The sequence below is a fragment of the Paenibacillus sp. P3E genome (genome assembly GCF_001909045.1).
GTDB lineage: Bacteria > Bacillota > Bacilli > Paenibacillales > Paenibacillaceae > Paenibacillus_AQ > Paenibacillus_AQ helianthi.
This window is the reverse complement of record NZ_LVWH01000078.1, coordinates 1-2856: the sequence shown is the minus strand read 5'-3', so window position 1 is coordinate 2856 and position 2856 is coordinate 1. Positions and strand designations below refer to the sequence as shown.

Genomic DNA, 2856 nt, shown 5'->3' with positions numbered 1-2856 from the left:
ATATTTTCGTTATTCATCAATTTTGATGTAGAAGGCAGGTTATCTTATGAATCTTCACGCCCTTAAAATATTCCACACCATCGCCGAAAAAGGCGGAGTCACCCGCGCCGCGGAGGAACTACGGATCAGCCAGCCTGCGGTTACGGCCCAAATACGCAACCTGGAGAAGGAGCTGGGTATCCAACTGTTGGTCTCCAAGGGGCGAGGCATTCTATTGACCGATGCGGGGCAGATGCTGGCCATCCACGCCAAACGGCTGTTTGCGCTGGAGCGGGAGCTGGATGAAGTGGTCCGGGAATACAAGGCCGGGTTCAGCGGTATCCTGCGGATCGTCGCCACCTATCTGCCAGCCAATCTGCTGCTGCCGGAATGGCTGGCTCTCTTCAAGCAGGAGCATCCTTCCGTAGAGGTGGTCTTGACCACGGCCAACTCCCGGGAAGCGGTGGATGGGCTACTGCAGTATGATGCGGAGGTAGCCGTCTACGGAGGCGGCTGGGAAGAGCAGCCGGGTATCGAATGGGAGGAGCTTCTGGAGGACGAGCTCTGGTTTATTGTACCCAAAAACCATCCATACGCCGGGAAGGAAATTACATTAGCGGAAATGATGAAGGTTCCTTTCATTCTGCGTGAAGAGGGAAGCTCTACCCGGGAGCGTCTTTTCTCCTTGTGCCGGGCTTTGAACGTGAATCCTCCCAAGGTCGGTCTGCAATTTAACGGGGTGAACGAGATGGTTCGGGCTGTCATGGCTGGCTACGGAGCCATCTTTATCTCCTCCCTGGCCGTAAGGGACAATGTCGAGCGCGGAGAAGTGGACCGTGTGAGGGTCAAAGGCGCTTCGCTGTTGAATCCGATTGCTGTCTGTACCCGGAAGCAGGAGACGTTGTCGCCGGCAGCGGAAGCATTCCTCTCACTGGTCCGGGAGCAGTCGAAAGGGCGGGCAGGAAATTAACTGTTCCGGCGGGGCAAGTCCCCCCCCCCCCTAATTATGAGCATGCTTTTGAACGAACTAACACTTTCTTCAAAAACTTTTCTTCAAAAGCATATTCGATGGTCTCTTTTCCGCAAGTAGAATCAAGCAATGGAGTATCCATCACTCTACAATGACTATAGAGTGGTTGAAACGAGGTGAACAGTCGAATGCACGAGTGGCACAAGCAAATCCAAATCATCGTTAATGAAATTGACGAGTGTATTAAGAATCGTAACAGTGAAGCCATAACGCTACGATTTCTTTCCCGCAAGTTAGGTTATTCCGAATTTCATACTACGAGAAAATTCAAGGAAATATCGGGTATGCAATTTAGGGATTATCTGCGGCATAGAAAATTAGCCTTTGCACTAAAAGAGGTTCGGGATAGTGAGAGAAGTATTTTGGATATTGCTTTTGATTATGGTTTTTCATCACATGAAGCATTTACCAGGGCTTTCAAGGGAACATATGGTGTAACTCCAAGTGAATACCGGAAAAAGCCTAGGCCTGTCGCCCTTCGTACAAAAATAAACTCTTTCGACCGCTACTTTTTCGGATTGGGAGAGATTGGGATGATCAAATCTGCAGATGAGGTTAACATTTATTTTGTAACCATTCCCGCACACCAATTTTTGCACATTAAAAACTATGAGAGTAACGGGTATTGGGATTTTTGGCAAAAGCAAAGTCTTATTCCGGGACAGGACTGCGAAACCATTTGCGGCTTACTCGATAGTATTAAGGGCAAATTGGATGACGATGGCGGGAGTGAATCTAACGGTGGCAGCGGTCAGATTATGGCTTACATTAATGACCCGGCTGGCAGACTCTGTGATTGGGGTATTCCACGTATAGAGTGTTTTGGTGTACGTCTTCCTTTGGATTATACAGGTGAAGTACCGCCACAAATGCTTATGATTGATGTTCCCGAAGCCGAGTATATTGTTTTTGAACATGGGCCATTCAATTATGAGCACGAAAATCGTGTTGTAGAGGAAAAGATGGAAAGCGGAATGGCAACTTTTGATTTTGCAGACACTGGTTACCGCTTTGATACTTCCCCTGGGAGAATCATTTACGTGTATCACGATCCGGAGCGGTTTTTGAAGTATATCAGGCCAGTACGGAAGTTATAATCCATAAAAAGAACCTGCCCCATGGGATAGGTGCTTTACTCTTTATGGGCAAGCGCCCAAGCGCCCTTTCCGCGAATGCATATGATGATTATGCATACTCATTGAAAGGAGCGATCACATATGGGATTTTTTCCAACGCCGGGAACCGGGGGAGGGTTTCCGGGCGGACCCGGCGTGCCGGGAGGTGGAGGTCCCGGGACTCCGGGACTTCCAGGAGGTGCACCGGGAGGCGTTCAAGCGCCGACGGCTCCTCCACCGCAATTCGTGCCGCAAATGTCGGCCACCACATTTGCCGTCGATCCCGGCGGGATCAGACGCTGCCTGTTCCGCAACACATACATTTGGCTGAACAACGGCGAGCAATTCTGGTTCTACCCGGTATTCGTCGGGCGAAATTCGATTGCGGGGTTCAGATGGTTCGGTTTCTTCTGGGGATACTTCGGTATCGATTTGAATCGGATTAGCTCGTTCACCTGCTTCTAAGGCAGACAGCGAAAGAGAACAGCCTGCGGACTGTTCTCTTTGGTGTGCGGCGTGCCCTGAGGCACGCATTTATCTAGTTGGTGAAAGTCCAACCAAGGGAGGGGCCAAGCCACGCCTCACCTTTAATTTCCAAAAGGGGAGGTTTCTGCGTATGTATATGATGTAATTCATCTTAATTCTTCCACAAAATAACAAAGTTTCCTGTTTGGAAAATATATAACAACTAATCTATCAGATTCATAATTGAACTCTTGCCATAAGTAAACT

The 2856-nt window shown here is 49.1% G+C and carries 3 protein-coding genes; all 3 read left to right on the top strand.

From position 1 onward, the window contains the following. Positions 1-46: 46 nt before the first annotated feature. The 3 genes from A3842_RS08275 (at position 47) to A3842_RS08265 (ending at position 2589) form a co-directional block, all read left to right on the top strand. Positions 47-949: a LysR family transcriptional regulator gene (locus A3842_RS08275; protein ID WP_074101052.1), complete on the top strand. Its 903-nt coding sequence runs from the start codon at positions 47-49 to the stop codon at positions 947-949. Positions 950-1137: 188 nt separating this feature from the next. Beyond that, positions 1138-2106 (top strand): helix-turn-helix transcriptional regulator, encoded by a 969-nt coding sequence (locus A3842_RS08270; protein ID WP_074101051.1) that lies wholly within the window; start codon positions 1138-1140, stop codon positions 2104-2106. Between the two features lie 120 nt (positions 2107-2226). After that, positions 2227-2589 carry a transporter gene (locus tag A3842_RS08265; protein ID WP_074101050.1) on the top strand — a complete coding sequence of 121 codons (363 nt, stop codon included), beginning with the start codon at positions 2227-2229 and terminating at the stop codon, positions 2587-2589. The last annotated feature ends 267 nt before the right edge of the window (positions 2590-2856 follow it).

Coding starts and splice junctions, on each gene's coding strand:
- A3842_RS08275 (WP_074101052.1), top strand. CDS start 47: ATGAATCTTCACGCCCTTAAAATATTCCACACCATCGCCGAAAAAGGC.
- A3842_RS08270 (WP_074101051.1), top strand. CDS start 1,138: ATGCACGAGTGGCACAAGCAAATCCAAATCATCGTTAATGAAATTGAC.
- A3842_RS08265 (WP_074101050.1), top strand. CDS start 2,227: ATGGGATTTTTTCCAACGCCGGGAACCGGGGGAGGGTTTCCGGGCGGA.